Genomic DNA, 24,862 nt, shown 5'->3' with positions numbered 1-24,862 from the left:
TCTGCGACACTTCGCACTGCAAACAACCTATGTCATTCGTCAGGCTCGGTCAGGTTCCGCGAAGAGCGGAGCATCCGCAGCGATACGTGCACTTAGAATGAATAATGGAAAAAGCATCGTTTGGGGGGCATTTCGCTGAAGCGAGTGCAAAAACAGGAATTTCCTACAGACATAGCCGTGCCGAAAATACTCGATTTCCTACATTCAGCTTTTACATAGTGATTCTGCGATCGCGCCATCGAAAGTTTCGAGGTGTGCTAACGCTTTCCGCCACACCAAAATTTCCTGCTCGCGAAACAACCCCCTCGGTCCCGGCAAATCCCCAACTGCGCAAGAAGTTGCGCAGTAGGTCGTAATATTTCAGGGGGTAAATCCTCTGCAGCCCAAGCAGTGCAAGGCCTGCAGCCAAGTGCGCAAGAAGTTGCGCAGTACTGCGCAACTTCTTGCGCACTTTCTTCTGATTATTCCGCTGAAAATCGCCCCGAAAGATCACCGACCACCATGGCGCCCCCGCCAGCCGGGCACCTCTCCAAACCTGGCACGCTCCTTGATACCCCTCAGCCACCCACCGGGCGATTTCGCCTCCGGGCACCCTCAATTTATCCGCAAGGAGAGCACCCCATGGCAACACCAGCGTACATGTCGGTTACCGGCGAAAAACAAGGCCTGATCACTGCCGGCGCGTTCACCGCCGACTCCGTTGGCAACACCTATCAGGAAGGCCACGAAGACCAGGTCATGGTTCAGGCTTTCACCCACGACGTGATCATCCCGCGTGACCCGCAATCCGGTCAGCCAACCGGTCAGCGCGTGCACAAGCCAGTCGTGATCACCAAGGTCTACGACAAGGCTTCGCCTCTGCTGCAAGCCGCACTGACTTCCGGCGAGCGCATGAGCGAAATCGTTATCCAGTGGTACCGCACTTCGGCCCAAGGCACCCAAGAGCACTACTACACCACCAAACTGGAAGACGCGATCATCGTCGCCATCAACAATAAAATGCACAACTGCCAGGATCCGGGCAACGCGCACTTCACCCACCTGGAAGAAGTGCAGTTCACCTACCGCAAAATCACCTGGACCCACGAAGTATCCGGTACTTCGGGTTCCGATGACTGGCGTGCTCCAGTCGTTTAATTACGGCTGACCGTTACACGCATCGGCCAGCTCTGCTGGTCGATGTTGTTTACGCCCCTCCAGAATTTCGCGTACGTTGAGCCGCTTTTTGCGGCCGTCGACGAGCGCCGCTGTACAGCACGAGGAACAAGGGATGTTCGCGCCGGCCAATGAAACCCACTTTGCCCTGACCATCGAAGGGCTTTCCGCCGACTTTCAGGTGTTTACCCTGCAAGGCCGGGAAGCCATCAGCCAGCCTTTTGTCTTTGAGGTGGAGCTGGTCAGTGAGCAGCCGTCGCTGGACCTCGAAACCCTGCTGCACAAACCGGCCTTTCTGCAGCTGTCGCCCGACGGCAGCGGCATTCATGGGCAGATCTACCGCGCCGCGCAAGGCGACTCCGGCAAGCGCCTGACCCGTTATTCGGTGACCCTGCGCCCGCGACTGGCGTACCTGGCGCATCGCATCAACCAGCGCATTTTCCAGAACCTCAGCGTGCCGAAAATCATCGGCATGGTGCTCGAAGAGCACGGCATCCAAAGCAACGCCTACGAATTCAAGACCGGCTCGATCTATCCCGAGCGCATCTACTGCGTGCAATACGACGAGTCGGATCTGCACTTCATCCAGCGCCTGTGCGAAGAGGAAGGTATTCACTACCACTTCCAGCACACCACAACAGGCCACAAACTGCTGTTCGGCGATGACCAGACGGTGTTTCCGAAACTGGCGCCGGTGCCCTATCAGCAAGACTCCGGCATGGTCGCCAGCAACCCGGTGATCAAGCGCTTCGACCTGCGCCTGGAAACCCGCACCAGCCGCACCACCCGCCGCGACTACGACTTCGAAAAACCGCGCCTGACCCTGGAAAGCGAGAACCGTGGCGACGCCCTGCCCGACCTTGAAGACTACGATTACCCGGGCCGCTTCATCGACCGCGAGCGCGGCAAGCATTTGGCCAAACGCGCCCTCGAACGTCATCGCAGCGACTTCCAATTGGCCGAAGGCAAGAGCGATCAGCCGTTGCTGGTCAGCGGCCATTTCCTCGCCCTGACCGAACACCCGAAAGCCAAGTGGAATGATCTGTGGCTGCTCACCGAAGTCCTGCACGAAGGCAAGCAGCCGCAGGTGCTCGAAGAGTCGGTGACCAGCGACACCACCGCGCTGAAAGACGATTTCCATCAGGGCTATCGCAACCGCTTTCAGGCCACGCCGTGGGACGTGCCCAACCGTCCACCGCTGCGCCACCCGAAACCGCGCATCCTCGGCAGTCAGAGCGCGGTGGTCACCGGCCCGAAAGGCGAAGAAATCCACTGCGACGAATACGGCCGGGTCAAAGTCCAGTTCCACTGGGATCGCGAAGGTCAGGCCGACGACAAGACCAGTTGCTGGCTGCGCGTCTCCAGCGCCTGGGCCGGCGCCCAGTACGGCGGCATCGCCATCCCGCGCATCGGCATGGAAGTGCTGGTCACCTTCCTTGAAGGCGACCCCGATCAACCGCTGATCAGCGGCTGCCTGTACCACAAGGAAAACACCGTCCCCTATCCACTGCCGGCGAACAAGACCCGCAGCACCTTCAAGACCCTGAGCTCCATGGGTGGTGGCGGTTACAACGAACTGCGCATCGAAGACAAGAAAGGTCAGGAACAGATCTACCTGCACGCCCAGCGCGACTGGGACGAAAACATCGAGCACGACCAGAAGATCCGCGTCGGCAACGAACGCCACGACACCGTCGAACAGAACAGCTACACCGAGTTCAAGGCCGAAGAACACCACACCGTCTACGCCGACCGCAAAGTCGAAACCCGCGCCAACGACCACCTCACTGTCGGCGTGAATCAGCACATCAAGATCGGCACCGGCCAATTCATCGACGCAGGCCAGGAAATCCACCTGAGCAGCGGCATGAAAGTGGTCATGGAAGCCGGCGCCGAACTCACGCTGGTGGGTGGTGGCAGCTTTATCAAGATCGACGCTGGCGGCGTGACCCTGAGCGGGCCGGTGATCAACATGAACTCCGGAGGCAGCCCGGGCAGTGGGACTGGTGCGGCGCCGTTGATGCCCGGTGTGTTGAAACAAGCCGACGCCGACAAGGCCGGCCAGGTCCTGACCCCGGCGCAGATCAACACCCTGAAACGTAACGCGCCGTTCTGCGAAGAATGCGAAAAATGCAAGGCAGGTGCCTGTGCCATCTGAACGAATTACCCCCAAGGACTGGCTGGCGCAACAACCGCTGCAAAGCGGCGAGCGCCTGTACCTGATCATCAGCGCCGCCAGCGACGCCGACGCGCTGAAAACCCTGTACCTCACCGAACCCACCGCCCAGCTCCTGCCGATCTGGGGCGGCACGCCCTACTCCACCTGGCAACCGGTGATGCCCTACCTCACCGAGCTCAAACCGAATTCGGCCTTCTTGCCCTGGATCGCTGAAACGGATGCGCTGGACTGGGGCTGGCTGGCGACATCGCGTTCAGCGCCGAACGAAGTGTTCGAACATCTGCGCAGCCTGACGCAGGTGAAGATGCCGGACGGCACTGAAGTGTTTTTCCGGTTTTGGGATGGGCGGCATATTTATCCGATCCTGCGGGGGCTTGGGGAGAAGGCCGGAGAGGTGCTGCCGGTGTTTGAGCGGTATCTGATCAACGGGCAGGCGCTGGAAGTGGGCACGCGGGTCGTGCCGAAGGTGCGGGACTGGCCGTGGTGGGAGGTGCCTAAGGAGTTGCTGGATGGGTTGATGGCAGAAAATCCATCCACCGTTATCGGCAACATGCTGCAGTGGCTACAGGAGGAACACGCCGATCTGTATTTCTCCTTTCCCGAATCGAACCTGAAACAAAAAGTGGCGCGCTTTGTTAAACGCACGCCACTCACGGAAGAAAACTTTACCGGGCTGTTGAAGGCCTATCTGGAAAAAGAGGTGGTGGTATGAGCGTTTTAATGGGCGGGATCGTTGGCGGTCTCACAGCAAAACAACCCGATGCTCAGGCCATCATCAACGACTTCAAGAAGTGCCTGAAGGATTACCGCGAGCATGCCGAAGCCTGGTACGGCGGCATTCTGGATGCGGAGCAGCAATTCAAAGTCGGTGACGAAGTTGGCACGGCTGACAAGGACAGCAAGAAGGAAAATACCCTTTATGCCAACTGTCCTGCGAACGGCAAGCTGGTGCTGATCCATAGTTTCGAGTCCGCGCGCTTTGTGCCGATCGGCAATACGCCAGTTCAACTGACACCGGTCGTCAATGGTCGCTTCATCGGCAAAAACGAAGTTGGACCGACCATCAATAAAACCATTGATGCATCAGGGATTCTTGAAGTTTCAGGCCTTACTCCCAATCAGCAATACAAAATCACCTTCTTCCCGAATCCTACGCGTGCCCAGATCGACAGTTTATTCAACTCCTACCAAGGTGTGATCGGCGAGCTGGGTGGCTGGCTACAAACCGAATGGAGCACCAGCTTCCTGCCGCTCTGGCAAGCTCACACCGATGCCTCCCTTGGAGGTCGCGCCTTGCAGGAGCTGGAAGCGGCCTGGGAAGGCTTCATGAAAGCGATTATGGGATTGTGGGGCGATATCAAAAGTCTCTACGACCTCATCGCCCATCCTCGCGAAAACTACGAGAAGCTGAAAAACTTTTTCACTGAAGAACAGATCAAGAAAATTTACGACGCCTCTGCCGACGCTATTCACACTGCTTTATTGATCGCGAGCGATGAGCCGTTGATGTGGATATACGTCGCGGCCATCGTGGCCTGGGTGAAAATGCTGCCGCCGCAGACTTGTACCGAAGTGCTGGCGCAAATGTCGACAGAGTTCCTGCTCAACATTTTGATCGGCGTTGTCTTGACTGGTGGTCTTGGCTTGGCCGTACGCGTGGGTACAAAGGCCGTCAAAGGGGTACAAAGCAGCGGCAAAGTCATAAAGCTGATTGAAGACTTCACCGGCATGTTGATGAAAGTCAGCAAGTCCAAAGCGACGCCCCATACCGAAGCATCGAAGCCGTTGCTACTCAATGGTGATTCGAAATTCAATCCGGCACGCAAAGCGGATGTTCAGATTGCGCCCCCCAAACCCGCCGAAACGGCCACAGCTCCTAAAAGCAGGCCACCGATCACTGGCGGAAGTGATTCGAATTTCAATCCGACACCCAAAGCGGATGTTCAGATTGCCGCTCCCAAACCTGCCGAAACCGCGACAGCTCCGAAGAGCAAGCTACCGGTCACCGGCGGAAAACTGGAATCCGATGCGCAGATTCAAACCCGTAAAAAAGATGAGCCAGCCTCACGGATCGAGCAAGTAGAGACCGTCGACAACGCCCCCGAACAGCCGAAGAACCCAGCAAAAAAACCTGCACAATGCGTCGACGACACATGCTCAGACGGCGAACCAGTATCGATGGTGACCGGTGAAGAGTTACTGACGCTCACCGATGGGGAACTGGGTGGCCTGCTGCCTTTTGAGTGGACACGCCTATACCGAAGCAGTGCAGTCGAAATTGATAGCCGCCTCGGCTATGGCTGGAGTCATTCACTGTCTCATCGCTTGCAGATCGACGATGAGGGTGTGCTGTGGACGGACAACGAGAACCGGCAAACCCGTTTTCCGATGCCCACGGAACAGCGGCCGGCCATCACTAACAGCCTGGCTCAGGCAGCGATTTATCTAGGTAATGAACCCGGCGAACTCATTTTGACCCAAGCCGGGGCAAAAACCCGCTTCTACCATTTCCGTGCCGGTCGACTGACCGCGATCAGCGATGCTTACGAAAATCGTCTGCACATCAGTTATGACTTCGTTGATCGTATCCAGCGCATAGATAACGGCGCAGGGCGCGCCCTTTTGCTGCGCTACGAAGACAGACACATCGTTGCTGTCGACCAACAGCAACAACGCCACGAATACAATGAACGCGGCGAACGCCAAGACCCATGGCTGACGATTCATACCCTCGTCACCTACCGATACAACGCACTCAATCAACTGATTTCTTCCACCAATGCGATCGGCGAAACCGAGCATTACCGCTACAACGATCAGCACGTCATCCTTGAGCGACAAATGGCCGGAGGGGCTAGCTTCTTCTGGGAGTGGGAGCGTGAAGGCAAGCTGTCCCGATGCGTGCGTCATTGGGCCAATTATGCGCAGATGGAAGCGCGTTACGAGTGGGACGATAAAGGCTCGGTCATAGTCCATAACGCTGACGGCAGTGAGCTGGTCTATGTGCATGACGAAAATGCACGCCTGGTCAGTGAGACCGCGCCCGACGGTGGTGAAACGCAGAACGCTTATGACGATCAGGGTCGACTGATTGCTGTTAAAGATCCCATGGGAGCGATCACCGAGTATCAGTACAGCGATGCCGGACGCTTGATTGCAGTGATTCCACCGGAAGGTGTTCCGACGCGTTACAACTACTTCAACGGTCAACTTATTGATGTCCAGCGCGGCAAGGCCCGCTGGAAATACGAACGCAACCGTCAGGGCGATATCACCCAACAAACCGATCCTGACGGCAACGAGACCTTCTACAGCTATGACCGTCAGGGACGCTTGCTGGAGATCCGTCACTCCGACGGCAGTCGTCATCAACTGGGCTGGAACAACCTCGGCCAATTGCTGGAAGAACGCCTGCCGGATGGAGGTCAACGCAAGTATCGCTACGATGCGCTCGGCCGGCAAATCACTCGCCAGGACGAATTCGGAGCGATCACCCAATACCAATGGGATGTCGTCGACCGCCTCACTCAGGTCACCCTGCCCGGCGGCGCCACACGTGCGTTTACCTACAACCCGTATGGCCGCGTCACCGCCGAACGCGACGAGCTCGGCCGTATCACCCGCTACGAATACGCCGACAACCTGCACCTCGTCAGCCGCCGCATCAATCCCGACGGCAGCCAACTGCGCTACCGCTACGACAATTCGCAACTCAACCTCACCGAGATCGAAAACGAGCGCGGCGAACGCTATCAACTCGATTACCACCCGAACGGCCTGATTCAGCAGGAAACCGGTTTCGATGGTCGTCGGACTGCCTACGAGTACGACCTCAACGGCCAACTGCTGAAGAAAACTGAATTTGGCGAAGACGGTAGCGAACTGGTCACCGAATACCAGCGCGATGCCGCAGGCCGTTTGCTGGTCAAGACACTGCCCGATGGCGAAGAGATTCATTACAGCTACGACGCGCTTGGTCGGTTGGTCAACGTCGACGACGGCCATTGGCCGCTCGCTTATGAATACGACGTGCAAGATCGCTTGATCACCGAGCATCAAGGTTGGGGCACCACGCGTTACGCATACGACAGCGTCGGCCAACTCAGCCACTGCCGTCTGCCGGATGGCTGCACGCTCGATTACCGTCATTTGTCCGGTGGACGCCTGAGCAGTATCGACCTGAACGGTTCACGCCTGACCTCTCACCAGTTCAGCGCCGGTCGCGAACAACAGCGCCAGCAAGGCTTGCTGCTCAGCCAATACCAATACGATGAACAGGGTCGACTTCAAGCGCACAGCGTCAACCAGCGGGACAAACACCTGTTCCAGCGTCGCTACAACTACGATGCCAACGGCAACCTCGCCGGCATCGACGACAGCCGCAAAGGCAACCGCAGCTATCACTACGATCCACTGGATCGCCTGATCAGCGTACGCGGCGCTATGCCAGAGACCTTCGCCCACGACCCCGCAGGCAACCTGCTCAGCCAAAATGAACTGCCTGCGGCGAACCTCGCCAACGTCAAAGGCAACCGCCTGCTGATGCAAGGCGACCGCCACTACGACTATGACGCGTACGGAAATATGATCCGCGAGCGTCGCGGCACCGGCCAAAAGCTTGTCACCGAATACCGCTACGACTGCCAACACCGCCTGATCGGCGTCAGCCTGCCGGGTGGCAGCACCGCAAGCTACAAATACGACGCCTTCGGCCGCCGCATCGAGAAAACCGTCGACGGCCACACCACTGAATTCCTCTGGCAAGGCGAACGCCTCATCGCCGAAAGCGCAGAAAAACGTTATCGCAGCTACATCTACGAGCCGGGCAGCTTCCGCCCGTTGGCGATGCTCGACGGCGAAGGCCCACTAAAGGCTGCCCCGTTCTACTATCAACTCGACCACCTTGGCACTCCGCAAGAGCTCACCGACTACAGTGGCGAAATCATGTGGTCGGCAAAGTACCGCGCCTACGGCAATCTCGCAGCGCTGGATATCAGCGAAATCGATAACCCGCTGCGTTTTCAGGGTCAGTACTTCGACGTCGAGACAGGGTTACATTACAACCGCCACCGCTACTACAATCCGAGCACTGGGCGGTTCTTGACGCCGGACCCGATCAAGCTTGCGGGTGGGTTGAACAGCTACCAGTACGTGCCTAACCCTACGGGGTGGGTGGATCCGTTGGGGCTGGTGTGTAAACAGACAAACGGTGCCACTCCGAAAAAGCCTCCGCAAAAAACGACCCCGCCCGAGGTTGGCGAGACACTTAAATTTGAGCATTTCGAGCAAGCGCGCAATAAGGCACTTGAATGGCTTGAAAGCAATGGATTCAAAGCAGAAAAGCCAACCATTGGGAAGTTTGGTACAAATGCCGGGAAGGTTGTAGGCATGCAAACCGCTGACGGCAAGACTGGCTATCGAATCGAATATGATGAAAGAAGCGGCGCACATATAAACGTTTGGTCAGGAAAAAAGCCAGCACCACATTACCTTTTCAATGCAAGCGAAAAAACCGTATTAAAATTACTAAAGGCATTTAAAAAATGAGCTACTTCGACGAAGAACTTGAGAAAGAATTGTTAGAATCCAGCATTAACTACATGAAACTTAACAATGATGCGCATGACAACGCCGTCTCACATATCAATAGAAATTTTCCGTTTATTGGATCAAAAATCGCTTGGAGCTCACTTCCCAACAGCATATCGCATTCAAAAAACACTATTAACAAAGCCATTGAAGAAATTTCAGAAAAAGCAAAAGACCTCAAAATAACTGAGATTACCTTTATCGGCGACTCGCTAACAGAGAATGCTTACAAATTCCACACCGCCGATCTTAAAAAAATAATAATGACATTCTCTGAAATACCGCAACACACCTATTTTTTCTCCGAGCAGTTTAGTTTGATAGGTTGCATAAGCAGCGAGGGCGAAATCAATTTTAGTGAGACCACTTAAACATGACACATAGCAGAAAAATAGGGGAAATCGATTTTCTATTGAAATAAATCCGCCCCCATTTGCGCCATTCAATCAGAGAAAACAAATATAAAAAACAGGATAATCACACTCATCATCGAAGATACTCTGAAAGCACTCGCAAACATTGAATTTACCTTGATTTTTCTACAAAAAATGGGAAGTTACTATAGCGACAAACCGGTTAAAGAATATCAAAAACTACAACCGAGCTCATTAACGATGACACGTCACTCAGCGACCAATCCAAGATCAAAAAATCATCAGCAAAAATTTTGCCCCAATTCCTGGTGAGGATTGACATGAATGACATAGAGCGTCATGTGGAGGGAATTGAATTCTGGAAGCCTTGAATGATTAGCCGTACGAAGAAATCGGCTGGGCCGCCTGATACGCGTGAAAAACACATCACTGAAACCTTCAAGGCGACTGTCAACTTAAACTCCCCATTCAAGAATAATGAAAAACAGAAAACTTATGCTCAACGCATAATCACCAGATCACATCTCTGCGACCACTCTCACGGATTAAATAACCAAAGGACTGTTATCTTGAAACACTTGAGCCGCACTCTCGCCTTGCTTTTAGCCTTCACCTTCTCCCTAAGCGCAATCGCGCTGTCACTACGATCCGAACAACGTCCCGACGGCACAACTGCCTTGTTGCTCACAAACGAAGCCAGTCCAGAACGGGCTTCCAAGCTTAACCAAGACCCGGCGGTTCGCTCTGCACTCGTTAATTTTTTTGGGTACCAAACCGGAAGTTACACCAATGACAATACGATGATCGTGCAGCAGGTTCTTGAAGCGCTCGATTCGGAAATGTCGACGTTTGTTGATGGTGTGCCTTCCGGCATAAAAGTAATCACCGCCATGGACGACGGTAATAATGGATTTGAGCGCGGCGCATTGCTGCTGGACGACAAGGGGCAGTTGCTCGCCGTAGGACTGGTCAATGGCCACTGCACCGTCAAGTCTCGCGAGGAACCATTGACTTGTAACGATGCGCCGGAAACCGTGCTGACCATTTTCCAGCCAGAAGGCGCCGGCAAGTCTGACGCCGATGCTTTGATCCCCTGGAGTAAGCAACTGCCTCCTATGATGGCGCTGTGGGCGGAGAGTGACGATCCAGAACGCCGAGCCGCTGCGCAGAAGATTGCCCACGTTGAGTACATCGTGACTCAGCCGAAACAGGGAGCCTGGACTGCGGCTCAATTACCTTCCGATTTTCCAAAAGCGATGCTGCCGTTGCTTCCGCAGCGAGCTCACTTGATTGGCGCCGGCGCTCACGGTGTCTTTACGACACCGGGTATGGAGGGCACGTCAATTGACGGTGACTGGGACAAAATAGCCGGACGCCCTCAGCATGAATATGAGGTCATTCTCAGGACTTTTACCGAATACGCGGATGTTATCGACTTCTATCAGCAACATGCAAAGGACGCCGAAGTCAGCGGCAACGAGCGCAAAGCGCTCGTTGAAGGCCGCATCAATGGTGGTACCTATAAAGTAGAAATCACCAATAGAAAAGAAGCCGGCACAGTGATCACGTTTTCCGCTTGGCGGCAGGAGGTCTAATTCATCTCTGAAGACAGAGCGATCATGTGGTCGCTTTGTCTTCTGAGCAAAAGGGACTGAGTAAAAGAGGACAGATTTCTTTCTTCAAACTGAATATAAATCTGTCCCCTTTTCTTAAGGCAGGCTGCTCAGAGCTGATGGGCGCTGTCAGCCCAATAGGAAAGTGGAAATAACCTGAATGATAATTGAACTTGACGGCCTATCCATTTCTTCCGAGCAGGATTTCCACAAGCGGATAGCTTCTGCATTTTCTTGGGCTCAGTACTATGGAAACAACCTAAATTCTCTGTGGGATTTGCTCAGTACGGACGTGGAGCGTCCGATTGAAATAGTATGGAAAAATTCGAAAGAATCTGAACAAAGCATGGGCGAAACTTTTAAAAAAATGATATTTATATTCGAGCGAACAGAAAATCAGGACATATCCCTGGGCTTAGATGAAAAATTCGAATACAAATTAAAGTAAAAAAATTGATACTTGCCAGCGCATTTATTCAACGCTGCAGTAAGCACGATTATCGTTTGAATGATCAGAGCAAAGTATTCACGAATGCAAAGATTCGGAGAGACCCAATGAGATCAAAACTCGAATACAAACTCCAACCCATCCGAGTACCAAGCGGCTGGACAATAACAATCAACAATCTGTTTGAGGTGGAGCTGACACCGGAGACTTGCAACTGGTTCTCTAGTTCGGTACTGATCGGAGGAGTCCGCCAGAGTACCGGCCATTGCTTTGACACGAGAGTCGAGCCCGAAGGGGATCCCGACGGAGAATTTGTGATTGATATGCTAACGATCGAATACGATAGAAGAGGTGAGCCAATCAAAAACTCCGAAAAGTTTCTAGGTGAATTCAGAACCAAAAGCAAAATCGAATTCATTGAAAGAATTGAAGATTTTATGATTGAGGCTTGATTACATCATTGTTCACGAATCAAAAAGATTAAAAACGGCTTTCCGAGCTAAATCTGTATTGACGCCTCAATAAGCGACACAGGAAAAATCGCAGCACAACACTGCGATTTCTCACCCCATAGAATCAATCTGCCGCCAACCGCACCTGCCTCTCCAACTCCACCTTCAACCCCGGCTCCAGCTTCAACTGCCGTGCCAGTTCATCCAGATAGCTCTTCTCCATAAAATTCTCCTCATCCACCAGCATCACACTGGCGATGTACATCTCCGCCGCCATTTCCGGCGTGCTTGCCGCGCGGGCGACGTCGGTGGGGTCGAGGGGTTTGTTGAGTTCGGCGTGGAGCCAGTGTTGCAGCTCCTGGTCGTTGTCGAGTTTGGTGAATTCGCCTTCGATCAGTTCGCGCTCGCGCTCGTCGATGTGGCCGTCGGCTTTGGCGGCGGCGACCAGGGCTTTGAGGATTGCCTGGCTGTGCTGCTCGACTTGCGCGGGTGGCAGGCGGTCGAGGGTTTGTGGTTCGCGTTGGGGTGCGCTGCCTTTCTGGGCGTTGTAGTTGCCGTAGGCCTTGTAGGCCAGCACGCCCAGCGCGGCGAGGCCGCCGTAGATGGCGACTTTGCCGCCGACCTTGCGGACTTTTTTGTTGCCGAGCAGCAGGCCCATCGCGCCAGCGGCCAATGCGCCGCCGCCCGCGCCGGAGAGCAGGCCGCCGAGGCCGCTGGAGCCTGACGAGCCGCCGAGCAAGCCGCCCAGTCCGCTGGCAGCCGACTTGTTGGAAGCGCCACCAGTCTTGTTCTGCAGCATTTCCTGCCCGGACTTGAGCAGTTGATCGAGCAATCCACGGGTGTTCATGTTCCGTCTCCAAACAAGGGTTATCCGGATCTAAGGCCCTCAGCCTAGTTCGAAAGTGCCCGACCCCGACCTGCGAGTGTGCTTCGAGATGTTGCTCGCCACTCAGAAGGGCATGTTTCAAGCGTTACCCAATTGAAAAGGGGCAGGCCTCTCGGCCTGCCCCCTTCTCCCCTCCCCCTTAGAATCGCGAAACACTGCGCATCGCATCCACCAAATACCGCATGGCGATCCGATCGCTCTCTGACAGCTCTCGATAACGCTCCACCAATTTCAATTCCTCGGAGTTGAGGCGGCGTCTTCTGCGCCCGCCGCCCAAGCAAGGGAAGATGCCCAACATTTCGGTGATGCCTTGTATTTTTGCCATGGACGATGTCCTTCTCTATTGAGTCAAGAAACTGCTGAACCTCACATCGCCCTGCCTCTTCGAGCAGCGTCGTGTGCCCCGCCGGCACGAAGGCTTGTATCCGGTCTTGCCCATAGAATAGGAATTAAATCGGCGTTGAAAAGTGGTTTTTAGAGTAATTAATCGAAAAAAGCAGATATGCCCTCTAAATCAGAGAGCCCTGTCAGAAAAATTACAGACATGTCTTGTTTCATTGCCAGATGACGCGATGCAAACAAGGCTTTTTGCCCGACAATCGAACCGATTAAGCTAGCGGGCATCTGTTTATAGTCCGTTGCGTTTGGCCGAAGGCATGACCGAACCGTAATTTCCGATCCGACACGTGCCAGGAAAGGCGCGGGATTGCACACGACAGGTTGTATTTATGCACCGCAGGAACTTGCTCAAAGCGTCCATGGCCATTGCGGCCTATACCGGTCTTTCCGCGTCGGGCCTGTTGGCCGCTCGCGCCTGGGCGGCCAATGGTGGCGCCGCCGATGGCGAGGCCCAGGCCTTCGATTTCGAGTCGTTGAAGCGTCAGGCCAAGCAGCTCGCCGGCAATGCCTATCAGGATACGAAACAGGTATTGCCGCCGACTCTGGCGACCATGACTCCACAGAATTTCAACGCGATCCGCTACGACGGCGAGCATTCCCTGTGGAAGGAGAACAAAGGCCAGCTGGACGTGCAGTTCTTCCACGTCGGCATGGGTTTCCGTCAACCGGTGCGCATGTACAGCGTTGATCCGAAGACGCGCATGGCTCGCGAAGTGCATTTCCGTCCGGCTCTGTTCAATTACGAGAACACTTCGGTCGATACCCAGCAGCTCAAGGGCGACCTGGGTTTCGCCGGTTTCAAACTGTTCAAGGCGCCGGAGCTGGATCGCCATGACGTGGTGTCGTTTCTCGGCGCCAGCTATTTCCGCGCAGTCGACGCCACTGGCCAATATGGCCTCTCCGCACGCGGCCTGGCCATCGACACCTACGCTAAGAAGCGCGAGGAGTTTCCCGACTTCACCAAGTTCTGGTTCGAAACGCCGGACAAAAACGCCACGCGTTTTGTGGTCTACGCCCTGCTCGACTCGCCGAGCGCCACTGGCGCCTATCGCTTCGACATCGATTGCCAAGCCGAGCGCGTGGTCATGGAAATCGACGCGCACATCAACGCTCGAACCACCATCGAGCAACTCGGCGTGGCGCCGATGACCAGCATGTTCAGCTGCGGCACCCACGAACGTCGCATGTGCGACACCATTCACCCGCAAATCCACGACTCCGATCGCCTGGCCATGTGGCGCGGCAATGGCGAGTGGATCTGCCGTCCGTTAAACAACCCGGCGACGCTGCAATTCAACGCATTTGCCGACAAGGACCCGAAGGGCTTTGGCCTGGTGCAGACCGATCACGAATTCGCCAACTATCAGGACACTGTCGACTGGTACAGCAAACGCCCGAGCCTGTGGGTAGAACCTACAACCGCCTGGGGCGAAGGCTCTATCGATCTGCTGGAAATTCCTACAACCGGCGAGACGCTGGATAACATCGTCGCGTTCTGGACGCCGAAGAAACCAGTGGCTGCCGGTGATTCACTGAATTACGGTTACAAGCTGTACTGGAGCGCACTGCCACCGGTGGGCACGCCATTGGCACGGGTGCACGCGACGCGTTCGGGCATGGGCGGCTTCACCGAGGGCTGGGCGCCGGGTGAGCACTACCCGCCGGTCTGGGCCCGGCGTTTTGCCGTGGACTTCACCGGTGGCGGCCTCGAGCGCCTGCCACAGGGCACCGGGATCGAGCCCGTGATCACTTGCTCCAACGGCAAGGTGCAGGACTTCAGCGTGCTGGTGCTGGATGACATCAAGGGTTATCGGATTCTGTTCGATTGGTACCCGACCAATGACAGCGTCGAGCCAGTGGAACTGCGCTTGTTCATTCGCACCAACGATCGCACGTTGAGCGAGACCTGGCTGTACCAGTATTTCCCGCCGGCGCCGGACAAGCGCAAATACCCTTGAGGTTATAAGGCGGCTGTTCTGGCGTCATTCGCGAGCAGGCTCGCTCCCACAGGGGTCCGCATTCCTATTGTGGGAGCGAGCCTGCTCGCGAAGAGGTCCGCCTGACAACGCAAACTTGTGCCGAATAGAAAAGCCCCGACCACCACCGGCTCGGGGCTTTTGCTTTCCAGCCTTCAATCAATCACGCAAATCAGACTCATGAATCGGCTGATCGCGATGGGTCGCGCGTTGGTATTGCGCCGGCCACACCGCCTTGCGCCCGCCCAGATCATCATCGGCGTGTAGCGGCCAGTACGGATCACGCAGCAGCTCGCGGGCGAGGAAAATGATATCGGCCTGGCAGGTGCGCAGAATGTGCTCAGCCTGCGCAGGCTCGGTAATCATTCCGACAGTGCCAGTGGCAATGCCTGACTCCTTGCGTACACGCTCGGCGAAGCGTGTCTGATAACCCGGCCCGACCGGAATCTCCGCGTTGGCCGCAGTCCCGCCCGACGACACGTCGATCAGATCCGCGCCAAGGGTGTGCAGACGCCGCGCCAGCTCCACGGTCTCATCCGGATTCCAGCCATCTTCAACCCAATCGGTCGCCGAAACGCGGACGAATACCGGCAGTTCTTCAGGCCACACCGCCCTCACCGCTTCTGTGACCTGCAGCACCAGACGGATGCGATTCTCGAACGAACCACCGTACTGATCGCGGCGTTGATTGCTCAGCGGCGACAGAAACTGATGCAGCAGATAGCCATGCGCGGCATGTACCTCAACCACGCTGAAACCGGCCGTCAGCGCGCGTTTGGCCGCGTCGACGAAGGCCTGGATCACTTCAGCGATCTGCCCTTCATCCAGCTGTTTCGGCTGCGTATGCTGCGGATCGAAAGCAATCGGCGATGGCCCGACCGGGGTCCAGCCGCCATCTTCGGGTTTGACGCTGCCATGCTTGCCGATCCACGGCCGGTGAGTGCTGGCCTTGCGCCCGGCATGGGCCAGTTGAATACCGGCGACCGCGCCCTGGGCGGTGATGAAGCGGGTGATGCGTTGCAGCGGAGCGATCTGTTCGTCATTCCACAGGCCGAGGTCTTCGGCGGTAATGCGCCCGTCGGCAGTGACCGCCGTGGCTTCGGTGAAAACCAGCCCGGCACCGCCCACCGCGCGGCTGCCCAAGTGCACCAGATGCCAGTCGTTGGCCAGGCCGTCGACGCTGGAGTACTGGCACATCGGCGACACGGCAATGCGGTTGGGCAGGGTCAGTTGGCGAAGGGTAAAGGGTTCAAGCAGCAGACTCATGGGGCACCTCTCGAATCAGTGGGCAGGCTCCAGGGTTCTGTTTGAAAAGTCGACGAGTGACAGAAAAAGGGTGCAGCACCCGCCCCCGCGGGCAAAAAATTCGACAAGACGTCACAAGGCCAATCAAGCAGTGCTTAGAGCCTAGTCGACAACCGGGAATGACGGAGGGTTCAGAGTAATTCAGTGTGTGAAAGGACACTTTCGCGAGCAGGCTCGCTCCCACAAAACTGCACCGTACCTGTGGGAGCGAGCCTGCTCGCGAATGGCTTAACGCGGTTCGATGTGAGCAATCATCAACTGCACAGTCTCGTTGCCACGAAACTCGTTAACGTCAAGTTTGTAGGCCAACTCGACCCATTGAATCGTCGGGTTCGGCCAGATATCCCGATCGATCCCAAACGCGATGCCATCGAGTTTCACCGAGCCGCATTCGCTTTTCAGCACCACTTTCAAATGCCGTTCGCCAACCACGCGCTGCTCGACCAGCTGAAACACGCCGTGAAACAGCGGCTCGGGAAAATGCTGACCCCACGGCCCGGCGTGGCGCAAGGCGCGGGCCAGTTCGAGGTGGAACTCTTCGACGGCCAGCGTGCCGTCCGACAACATGCGCCCGGTGAGGTCTTCCTCGCGAAGTTGCCTACGCACTTCGGCGTCGAATGCCTCGGCGAACAGCGGAAAATTCTCCTGCGGCAAGGTCAGACCAGCGGCCATCGCGTGACCACCATATTTGGCGATCAGGTTTGGATGCTGCGCCGCGACCACGCTCAGCGCATCACGTATATGGAAGCCCTGCACCGAACGCCCGGAGCCCTTGAGCAACCCATCACCAGCATCGGCGAAGGCAATGGTCGGGCGGAAATAGCGCTCTTTCATGCGCGAAGCGAGAATGCCGATCACACCCTGGTGCCACTCCGGATCGAACAGGCACAGACCAAACGGCATCGATTCGACCGGCAGATCCTTGAGCTGCGCCAGGGCTTCACGCTGCATGCCCTGCTCGATGGATTTGCGATCCTGGTTCATGCCGTCCAGTTGTGCAGCCATTTCCCGGGCCAGATTGGCGTCGCCGGTGAGCAGGCATTCGATGCCCAGGCTCATGTCGTCCAGACGTCCTGCGGCGTTGAGGCGCGGGCCGACGATAAAGCCAAGATCGGTGGAAGTGATCCGCGCCGCCTCGCGCTTGGCGACTTCGAGGATCGCCTTGATCCCCGGCCGCGCCCGCCCGGCGCGAATCCGCTCCAGACCTTGATGCACGAGGATACGGTTGTTGGCATCCAGCGGCACCACGTCCGCGACGCTGCCCAGCGCCACCAGATCCAGCAGCTCGCCAATGTTCGGTTGCGGTTTGCTCTCGTACCAGCCGAGGCTGCGCAGGCGCGCGCGCAAGGCCATCAATACATAGAAAATCACCCCGACGCCGGCCAGTGCCTTGCTCGGAAACTCGCAGCCTGGCTGGTTCGGATTGACCAACGCGTCGGCCTGCGGCAGTTCATCGCCGGGCAAGTGGTGGTCGGTGATCAGCACTTTCAGCCCGGCGCGCCTGGCCGCCGCGACGCCTTCGACACTGGAAATGCCGTTGTCGACGGTGATCAACAATTGCGGTTCGCGGGTCAACGCAACTTCGACGATTTCCGGAGTCAGGCCATAGCCGTATTCGAAACGGTTCGGCACCAGATAATCGACATGCGCCGCGCCCAACAGGCGCAAACCGAGCACACCGACGGTGCTGGCGGTGGCGCCGTCCGCGTCGAAGTCGCCGACGATCAGAATGCGCTGGCGTTGCTCCAGTGCCGTCACCAGCAGGTCTACCGCCGCATCAATGCCTTTGAGCTGCTGAAACGGGATCAAGCGCGCCAGACTTTTGTCCAGCTCCGCCTCCGACTGCACGCCCCGCGCCGCGTAAAGCCGGGTCAGCAGTGGCGGCAGATCACCGAGAAAAGGCAGTGTGGCAGGCAGTTGGCGAGGTTCGATACGCATGGGGTGACGGAGGCTTCTCTTTGATTCGTGGGAAATATCGGCGGTGTCGCGACTTTAGCCGCGCTCACCTTGCAGCCATTGCAACTGGACTTCGTGCTGACCGCGATCGTCGGTGACGAAGATCGTGCCTTCGCTGATCATCACGTCCCACTTGATGACGCGCGGCATGTCCTTGGCCAGGGTTTCCAGCACTTCCTGCGGGACGGCAGCGATGTTGACGTTTTTCAGATTCTTGATCGCCGGGATCACCTTGGTCTCCCACACGCGCAGGCTGCCGTAGGCCAACAGGCTGGTGCGTTCGGTACGGCGCGAGCACCAGGTCAGGCGGTCGGCATCCGGCTGGCCGACTTCGATCCAGTGCAGGACGCGGTCGTCCAGGCTTTTTTCCCACAAGGCCGGTTCATCCACGTCTGACAGACCACGGCCGAACGACAGCTGCTCGTTATACCAGAGCGCGTAGGCCAGCAGCCGCACAGTCATGCGTTCTTCGGTCTCCGAAGGATGACGGGCGATGGTCTGCTTGACGCTCTCGTAGACGCTGCGGTCGAGGTCGGTGAGGTTCAGTTCGAATTTGTAGGTTGTGGACGGCTGGGCCATGAACGGGCTTCTTGATACGAGGAAAGTCGGCAAGTCTAACCGATGCCACAGGCAATCATCGAATTGATGGCACTCAAGCTGCGGCGTCGGACAGCCGGCTATGTTAAAACCCTCTATCCGCTCAGCCTTGTCCTACAGGATTTCGCATGCCGTTCACCAGCAAACCGCTCTCGGGTCTGAAAGTCATTGAATTGGGTACGCTGATCGCCGGGCCTTTTGCCTCGCGCATCTGCGGCGAGTTCGGCGCCGAAGTGATCAAGATCGAATCGCCGGACGGCGGTGATCCCCTGCGCAAATGGCGCAAGTTGTACGAAGGCACCTCCCTGTGGTGGTTCGTCCAGGCGCGCAACAAGAAGTCGCTGACCCTCAATCTGAAACACCCCGACGGCTTGGCGATCCTGAAACAGCTGCTTGGCGAAGCCGACATCCTCATCGAAAACTTCCGCCCCGGCGTGCTGGAAAAACTCGGCCTGAGCTGGGAAACCTTGCATGCGCTGAACCCGAAACTGGTGATGGTGCGCCTGTCCGGTTTTGGCCAGACCGGGCCGATGAAGGATCAGCCAGGCTTCGGCGCGGTTGGCGAATCCATGGGCGGCCTGCGGTACATCACCGGTTTCGAGGATCGGCCGCCGGTGCGCACCGGGATTTCCATCGGCGATTCGATTGCCGCGCTGTGGGGCGTGATTGGTGCGTTGATGGCTTTGCGTCATCGTGAGGTCAAGGGCGGACTTGGCCAAGTGGTCGACGTCGCCCTGTATGAGGCGATTTTCGCGATGATGGAAAGCATGGTGCCGGAGTTCGACGTCTTCGGTTTCATCCGCGAACGCAGTGGCAACATCATGCCGGGCATCACGCCCTCTTCGATCCACACCAGCGCCGACGGCAAGCATGTGCAGATCGGCGCCAATGGCGATGCAATCTTCAAACGGTTCATGCAGGTCATCGGGCGCGACGACCTGGCGAACGACCCGGCACTGGCCAGCAATGACGGCCGCGACAGTCGTCGCGACGAGTTGTATGGCGTGATTGATCGCTGGGTCAATTCGTTGCCCCTGCAAAGCGTACTTGACCTGCTCAACCAGGCCGACGTCCCGGCCAGCCGGATCTTCAGCGCCGAAGACATGTTCAACGACCCGCAATATCTGGCACGGGAAATGTTCCTGCATGCCAAGCTGCCGGACGGCAAGGATTTCAAGATGCCCGGCATCGTGCCGAAACTCTCCGAAACGCCGGGTTCGTCGGAGTGGGTCGGACCACAGCTTGGCGAACACACCGCGCAGGTGCTTGGCGAACTGGGCTACGACGCGGCGCAGATCGCCAGGTTGCGTGAAGACGGAGCCATTTAAGCACCGCTGAGCATTCTGGTTTTCGAGCAACCCAATGCGCAGTGAGCAAACGCCAGGCAAAAAGAAACCCCGAGAAGTGGGGAGACGACTCGGGGTTAAACGTGGTCTGCTTCGAGACCCGTAGCAGCAAGCGACAAGCACCGGAGCACAATGCTTGATCCTGCTGTTATGGGGTCTGACTGACAGGGATGCAGGAAGGTTCCCACAAAAAATATTTCATCTTTACAGGGCCGGACGCTTGTCCAGTGCCGCATTGCGCAACGCCGCGATGACGCAGGGTTCCAGCCGTCCTTCGGCGATCATCACGTCGCGGTGCAGGCCGTCCACCACATCTGTCAGCAAGCGCTTGTCGCTCAACTGGGCCTGATTGAATTCGCGTTCCACCACAATGGCGCCGCTGCTGTTCTTCAGCGTCACCAGACATTCACCATGGCTGCCGCGAGGGGTCAGCGTCACCTGATACGGGCTCAGAGCCTCACCGAGCAATAGACTGATACTTTCCATCTCGATCTCCACTCAATAGTCCGAAAACACAGTGCTTGGGGCGTGTTCACATTAAATGACCACCGGCCCGAGAAGAAAGTTCTGCCTCTCACGCCCCAATCTCGTGGGGGCTGCGTCTGACAGAGCATGCACGGCGAAGATGACAGAAAAATAACCGTCCCCTTCAGGCCTCGATGAGTTCCGGCGGCGAGATCAGATAACTGTCCAGCAGGCCCCTCATCAACACTGCCGAGACCGGCGTTTGCAGACGCCCCAGCAGGCGCAGGCGTTGCTGGCGAAGCACCGGTTCCAGGTCAGTCAACAGGCTCTGCGCGACCGAGCCCAGCAGAATCAGCGCCCGTGCCTCATGGTGCGCGGCCAGATGGTGGATCAGGGCCAGGCCATCCCCACCCTTGAGTTGCGGATCGCAAATGGCGATATCGACCGCACCGCGGTGCCCTAGGGAACACAAGGCTGACGCTAACGAGGGCGCGGTCAGGACGTCGTAGATGCCGATGGCATTGAGCATTTGATGCAATGCCATCAGCTGGAACGGATTGGGTTCAAGAATCAGGACTTTAAGCGAGCGCATGGGCGACCTCTGGAGCGATCATCGCGGACTCTCACCGCAGTTGTCGTCCACTCTAGGCTAGGCGTCTTAAGCCTCCCATCAGAAAAGTAGTCGCGTCTTGCAGGACATTTCCCTTCTTCAATGCAGACATCGGCAGCCGCTCTCAGTCCGGCGTTGAGTGATGTCGGTCCAGCCACCCAACAAGCCGCGCAATTTGCCGTCACCGCTGTAAAACGGCACCGTCCACTGATAGACCTCACGTGGGCCGCCATTGAATAGCAGCTCGCGCTTGCTGAAGCGCGACTTGCGAGTCTGCAACTGCGCGATGAACTCATCGTGCAGCATCCGCGCGGTCGTTTCGGGAAACGCATCGACCTCGATCAACAACCGCCCCTGCATCTGGTCCAGGCGCACCGACAGCGCCTCTTCATAACTGCGGTTGCAGATGATCAGACGCCCCTGGAGATCGCGCACGAACACCGGATCCGGCATGGAATCGATCAGGGCATGTTGAAACGCCAACTGATCACCCAACTCCTTCTCCGCCTCACAGCGCAACTTGATCACCGCCGCCAGACGCCTGTTCCACACCAGCGACAGTATCCCGAAAACACCGATCACCCCCATCGCCCAGCATCCCCATTCAACCAACTGCTGCCAGATCGATGGCACGGGCGCCGGTGAAATGCCTTCGAGCCACTTAAGCCGGATCGCTCGCAACTCAGCGGCCGGGAAAGCTTCCAGTGCCTTGTTGAGAATACTCAGCAGCTCGGGCATGCCTTTTCGTACAGCCAGGTGATCGGCTTCCCACTTGCCCTCCACCAAGCCACCGACTTTGAGCATGCCCAGCGGATAGAGCTGCGCGCCGATTTCGTTTTCGATCGTGGCGTAGGCTTCACCACTTTCAACCAGCGCCCGGGCTTCGGCGTAGGTTTTCACTGAGCGTATTTCAATCGAAGGGAAATCACGCCGAATCACATCTTCCAGTGCGTGCCGGGCAGGTAGCACCAACACGCGCTTCGCCAGTTGCTCGAAAGAGTCCACCACTGGCGCATCCGCATGGCCGACAAAAACCCAGCCCGCACCACCGAAAGCGTGGCTGAAATCAAGGAACAGCTTGCGATCATCGCTCATGGCCAGGGTCGTACTGATGTCCGCAACCCCGCTTTGCAGGCGTTCGAGCATGTGGTCGGTGGAAAAGGATTCCTGGTGCTCGAATTGCAGCCCGGTCATCGCGGTGACACGCTTGAGCACATCGTTGTTCAGACCGTTCCACTGCCCGTGCTCGTCCTGAAACAGATACAGCGGGTATTGCACTGATGCCACTGTCACCTTCGGGTTTTCGCGAATCCATTGACGTTCGCGTGCGTCCAGTTCGACAGGCTGCACATTGACGGGCGCATTCGCCTGATCAAGTACCATTTGCGCTGCCATGGCGCTGTGCATCCACCCCAGCACCGCCGACAAAAACAACCAGCCCAGTGCCGGTTTCAAACCTCTGTAAAACAGCATTGCCATTTCCTTCGTGATCGACTCACCCGTCCTTCGTGGGTGAAAACCCGAGCAGTGTGGCAGCAGAAACAAAAAAGCCCGTCAGGAGACGGGCTTCAAAATGTGACAGCTTTTTCAGGCTTAGAGTGGCTTGCCGCGGTTGCCATGCTGGCTGACAAAGGCTTGCACGGCTTTCAGGTCGTTCGGCAGAACCGTGCAGCGCTCGTTTCGCTCAAACAAATCAGAAAGATGTGCAGGTAGTTCGAGCGCTTTTCCTACACCCGCTTTCTCCACTGCCTCGGGAAACTTGACCGGATGGGCAGTGCCCAGAATCACCATCGGGATGTCCAGACTGCGACGGCACTCGCGCGCGGCTTTGACGCCGATGGCGGTGTGCGGATCGAGGACTTCACCGGTCTGCTCGTAGACTTCGGCGATGGTTTCACAGGTCTGGGCGTCATCCACCGCCAGCGAATCGAACAGTTTGCGCGCTTCGGTCCAGCGCTCTTGTTCGACGCTGAAACTGCCGTCCTTTTTGAACGAGCCCATCAGGCCGGCGATTGCCGCACCGTTGCGACCATGCAGGTCGAACAGCAGGCGTTCAAAGTTGGACGAAACCATGATGTCCATCGACGGCGACAAGGTCGCGTGCAGCGTTTCCTTGACGTACTGGTTGCCGCTCATGAAGCGGTGCAGGATGTCGTTGCGGTTGGTTGCGACGATCAACTGGTTGATCGGCAGGCCCATGTTGCGTGCCAGGTAACCGGCGAAGATGTCGCCGAAGTTGCCGGTGGGTACCGAGAACGACACCGAACGCGCCGGACCGCCCAACTGCAGGGCCGCATGGAAGTAGTAAACGATCTGGGCCATGATCCGCGCCCAGTTGATCGAGTTCACCGCCACCAGACGCGTGCCTTTGAGGAAGCTCTGGTCGGCGAAGCTGTTCTTGACCATTTCCTGGCAGTCATCGAAGTTGCCTTCGATGGCGATGTTGTGGATGTTCTCGCCGAAGATCGTCGTCATCTGCCGACGCTGCACCTCAGATACGCGCTGGTGCGGGTGCAGGATGAAGATGTCGACGTTCTCGCAGTGCTTACAGCCTTCGATGGCCGCCGAACCGGTGTCACCGGAAGTGGCACCGACGATCACCACGCGCTCGCCGCGCTTTTCCAGCACGTAATCGAGCAGACGCCCCAGCAGTTGCAGGGCGAAGTCCTTGAACGCCAGGGTCGGACCGTGGAACAGCTCCAGCACCCACTCGTTGCCGTTCAACTGACGCAGTGGCGCAACGGCACTGTGGGCGAACACACCGTAGGTTTCTTCGAGGATCTTCTTCTTGAAATCGGCATCCGGATACTGCCGGTAACGAACGGGCGCATCACCCGGAAGGCCAGTTCGTGATAGGGCAGGCCGGCCCAGGAGGCGATCTCTTCCTGAGTGAAACGTGGCAGGTTTTCCGGGACGTACAGACCGCCATCGGTCGCCAGACCGGCCAGCAGGACCTCTTCGAAATTCAGGGCCGGGGCCTGGCCGCGAGTACTGATATATCGCATTTTTTTCAAACCTTCGGTTTGAGCTGCAAGCTGCAAGCTGCAAGCTGCAAGTAAAGCCAGACTGCTTCTCTCTTGCCGCTTGCCGCCCGAAGCCTGCCGCTGCTTTTAGTTCAAGTGTTCGACGCGGATCCGTACAACCGGGCCGTCGACGCCAGCCAGTGCTTCCAGCGCAGTAATCGCATCGTTGATACGTTGCTCGACCACGCGGTGGGTCAGCAGGATCATCGGCACCAGGCCGTCATGCTCTTCGACTTCCTTCTGCATGATCGATTCGATATTGATGCCGCGCTCCGACAGGATGCTCGCCACCTGAGCCAGTACGCCCGGGTGGTCCTTGGCGTGAATGCGCAGGTAGTAAGCGCTTTCGCAGGCTTCGATCGGCAGGATCGGATGTGCCGACAGCGAGTCCGGCTGGAAGGCCAGGTGCGGCACGCGGTTTTCCGGGTCGGAAGTCATCGCGCGAACCACGTCGACCAGATCGGCGATCACCGACGAAGCGGTTGGCTC

General features: G+C 57.2%; 19 protein-coding genes and 1 pseudogene. 10 read left to right on the top strand and 10 right to left on the bottom strand.

Going from position 1 to position 24,862, the window contains the following annotated elements; all coding sequences use genetic code 11:
• The first annotated feature begins 621 nt into the window (after positions 1-621).
• The 8 genes from BLU71_RS00100 to BLU71_RS00065 all read left to right on the top strand — a co-directional run bounded on the left by BLU71_RS00100 (position 622) and on the right by BLU71_RS00065 (position 11,810).
• A complete protein-coding gene (locus BLU71_RS00100; RefSeq protein WP_007949952.1) occupies positions 622-1,137 on the top strand; it encodes an Hcp family type VI secretion system effector in 516 nt (171 codons plus the stop codon).
• Positions 1,138-1,270: 133 nt separating this feature from the next.
• Positions 1,271-3,313 (top strand): type VI secretion system tip protein TssI/VgrG, encoded by a 2,043-nt coding sequence (gene tssI, locus BLU71_RS00095; RefSeq protein ID WP_083352012.1) that lies wholly within the window; start codon positions 1,271-1,273, stop codon positions 3,311-3,313.
• Positions 3,303-4,046 (top strand): DUF4123 domain-containing protein, encoded by a 744-nt coding sequence (locus BLU71_RS00090; protein ID WP_083352011.1) that lies wholly within the window; start codon positions 3,303-3,305, stop codon positions 4,044-4,046. The genes tssI and BLU71_RS00090 overlap by 11 nt, the downstream gene beginning before the upstream one ends.
• Complete coding sequence (locus BLU71_RS27955; protein WP_083352010.1) at positions 4,043-8,881, top strand: RHS repeat-associated core domain-containing protein; 4,839 nt, start codon at positions 4,043-4,045, stop codon at positions 8,879-8,881. Before BLU71_RS00090 ends, BLU71_RS27955 begins: the two co-directional genes overlap by 4 nt.
• Entirely contained in the window at positions 8,878-9,294 is a 417-nt protein-coding gene (locus BLU71_RS00080) for a hypothetical protein (protein ID WP_064364373.1), read from the top strand. The genes BLU71_RS27955 and BLU71_RS00080 overlap by 4 nt, the downstream gene beginning before the upstream one ends.
• A gap of 374 nt (positions 9,295-9,668) precedes the next feature.
• On the top strand, positions 9,669-10,892 hold the full coding sequence (locus tag BLU71_RS00075) for a hypothetical protein (RefSeq protein ID WP_231982450.1): 1,224 nt from the start codon (positions 9,669-9,671) through the stop codon (positions 10,890-10,892).
• 178 nt (positions 10,893-11,070) lie between these two features.
• Positions 11,071-11,358 carry a barstar family protein gene (locus tag BLU71_RS00070; RefSeq protein ID WP_064364374.1) on the top strand — a complete coding sequence of 96 codons (288 nt, stop codon included), beginning with the start codon at positions 11,071-11,073 and terminating at the stop codon, positions 11,356-11,358.
• Positions 11,359-11,465: 107 nt separating this feature from the next.
• Entirely contained in the window at positions 11,466-11,810 is a 345-nt protein-coding gene (locus tag BLU71_RS00065; protein ID WP_071174496.1) for a hypothetical protein, read from the top strand.
• Positions 11,811-11,934: 124 nt separating this feature from the next.
• On the opposite strand, the gene BLU71_RS00060 is transcribed toward BLU71_RS00065, so the two are convergent.
• Positions 11,935-12,657 carry a tellurite resistance TerB family protein gene (locus tag BLU71_RS00060; protein ID WP_064364376.1) on the bottom strand — a complete coding sequence of 241 codons (723 nt, stop codon included), beginning with the start codon at positions 12,655-12,657 and terminating at the stop codon, positions 11,935-11,937.
• A 178-nt stretch (positions 12,658-12,835) separates the two neighbouring features.
• Entirely contained in the window at positions 12,836-13,021 is a 186-nt protein-coding gene (locus BLU71_RS00055) for a hypothetical protein (protein WP_016771524.1), read from the bottom strand.
• Positions 13,022-13,424: 403 nt separating this feature from the next.
• Here BLU71_RS00055 and BLU71_RS00050 point away from each other — a divergent pair, with 403 nt between their 5' ends.
• Positions 13,425-15,053, top strand: a complete 1,629-nt coding sequence (locus BLU71_RS00050; RefSeq protein ID WP_064364377.1) for a glucan biosynthesis protein D — start codon at positions 13,425-13,427, stop codon at positions 15,051-15,053.
• A 177-nt stretch (positions 15,054-15,230) separates the two neighbouring features.
• On the opposite strand, the gene BLU71_RS00045 is transcribed toward BLU71_RS00050, so the two are convergent.
• From BLU71_RS00045 to BLU71_RS00035, 3 genes are all read right to left on the bottom strand, one after another.
• The gene (locus tag BLU71_RS00045) at positions 15,231-16,337 is read right to left on the bottom strand and encodes an NADH:flavin oxidoreductase/NADH oxidase (RefSeq protein ID WP_041478189.1); all 1,107 of its coding nucleotides are present in this window, start codon (positions 16,335-16,337) and stop codon (positions 15,231-15,233) included.
• A 267-nt stretch (positions 16,338-16,604) separates the two neighbouring features.
• Positions 16,605-18,314 (bottom strand): single-stranded-DNA-specific exonuclease RecJ, encoded by a 1,710-nt coding sequence (recJ, locus tag BLU71_RS00040; protein WP_065615862.1) that lies wholly within the window; start codon positions 18,312-18,314, stop codon positions 16,605-16,607.
• A 54-nt stretch (positions 18,315-18,368) separates the two neighbouring features.
• On the bottom strand, positions 18,369-18,911 hold the full coding sequence (locus BLU71_RS00035) for a YaeQ family protein (RefSeq protein ID WP_007908961.1): 543 nt from the start codon (positions 18,909-18,911) through the stop codon (positions 18,369-18,371).
• 146 nt (positions 18,912-19,057) lie between these two features.
• Between BLU71_RS00035 and BLU71_RS00030 the strand changes: the two genes are divergently transcribed.
• Entirely contained in the window at positions 19,058-20,257 is a 1,200-nt protein-coding gene (locus tag BLU71_RS00030; RefSeq protein WP_065615861.1) for a CaiB/BaiF CoA transferase family protein, read from the top strand.
• 222 nt (positions 20,258-20,479) lie between these two features.
• Here BLU71_RS00030 and BLU71_RS00025 read toward each other — a convergent pair whose 3' ends face one another.
• From BLU71_RS00025 to BLU71_RS00005, 5 genes and pseudogenes are all read right to left on the bottom strand, one after another.
• Positions 20,480-20,761: a DUF3509 domain-containing protein gene (locus BLU71_RS00025; RefSeq protein WP_016771530.1), complete on the bottom strand. Its 282-nt coding sequence runs from the start codon at positions 20,759-20,761 to the stop codon at positions 20,480-20,482.
• A gap of 163 nt (positions 20,762-20,924) precedes the next feature.
• Complete coding sequence (locus BLU71_RS00020; protein WP_042606921.1) at positions 20,925-21,332, bottom strand: response regulator; 408 nt, start codon at positions 21,330-21,332, stop codon at positions 20,925-20,927.
• Positions 21,333-21,449: 117 nt separating this feature from the next.
• Positions 21,450-22,823 carry a transporter substrate-binding domain-containing protein gene (locus BLU71_RS00015; protein WP_064364380.1) on the bottom strand — a complete coding sequence of 458 codons (1,374 nt, stop codon included), beginning with the start codon at positions 22,821-22,823 and terminating at the stop codon, positions 21,450-21,452.
• A gap of 120 nt (positions 22,824-22,943) precedes the next feature.
• Positions 22,944-24,355: pseudogene (gene thrC / locus BLU71_RS00010) on the bottom strand (threonine synthase).
• 105 nt (positions 24,356-24,460) lie between these two features.
• The coding region (locus BLU71_RS00005; RefSeq protein WP_156889199.1) for an ACT domain-containing protein at positions 24,461-24,862 on the bottom strand (402 nt) is incomplete at its 5' end.

It is taken from the genome of Pseudomonas moraviensis, assembly GCF_900105805.1.
In the GTDB taxonomy this organism is placed as follows: Bacteria; Pseudomonadota; Gammaproteobacteria; order Pseudomonadales; family Pseudomonadaceae; genus Aquipseudomonas; species Aquipseudomonas moraviensis_A.
Note: the sequence above shows the minus strand (reverse complement) of the source record. Positions and strands in the feature narration are given on the sequence as shown.